The organism is Pseudopedobacter beijingensis, from assembly GCF_042678145.1.
Taxonomy (GTDB): Bacteria; Bacteroidota; Bacteroidia; order Sphingobacteriales; family Sphingobacteriaceae; genus Pseudopedobacter; species Pseudopedobacter beijingensis.
The window spans coordinates 1-668 of sequence record NZ_JBHUDG010000008.1; the positions used below are offsets into that span (position 1 = coordinate 1).

The following is a 668-nucleotide window of genomic DNA, read 5'->3' on the forward strand; positions in this document are numbered from 1 at the left end:
CATCCACTTTCTCGTTTGCCCATTTCAAGGCATCGGCAAGGTCGGCGGATTTATCCCATGAGGAGCCATCGCCTGCTGCCCCTTCCTTGACATAAAGAATATTATCTGAAGAGGGCCGGATCAACAAAACGGTATTGCCACTCTGGTATTCGTAAGCCCCCATATCCACTTGGTTATTACGGATACGGGAATTCCCAGCCAGATCTTTATTGACGGCAACCCTATCGTTGTCTCCTTTATCTATAGCAGGACTCCCATTTGCTAAACTATAATCTCCATTTGCAACATCGGTAAACAAAGGATTGGAATCTATATTATCACCGCCATCGTTACCAAAACTGCTATTCCAAGAAGTACTACTACCACCGCCCTGCACCAAGCTGTGGTAAAACTCTGGNACAAAATTAGACATACCACCACCGACTACAGCCGTATTACCACTAAGCGTTACATTCGTCAATACAGGGGAAGAACCAGAATTATACATACCTCCGCCATAACTGGCCGTATTACCATTAAGCGTTACATTCGTCAATACAGGGGAAGAACCAGAATTATACATACCTCCGCCATTAGTATTCGCGGTATTATTACTGACCACAACATCCGTCAATACAGGGGAAGACTGGTCCCAGTTATACATACCACCACCATTAGTGGTCGCTTCA

1 protein-coding gene is annotated in these 668 nt (G+C 45.1%); it reads right to left on the bottom strand.

The annotated features are described in order from the left end of the window. The coding region (locus ACFSAH_RS07710; protein WP_465269666.1) for a choice-of-anchor Q domain-containing protein at positions 1-643 on the bottom strand (643 nt) is incomplete at its 3' end. Positions 644-668 lie beyond the last annotated feature (25 nt).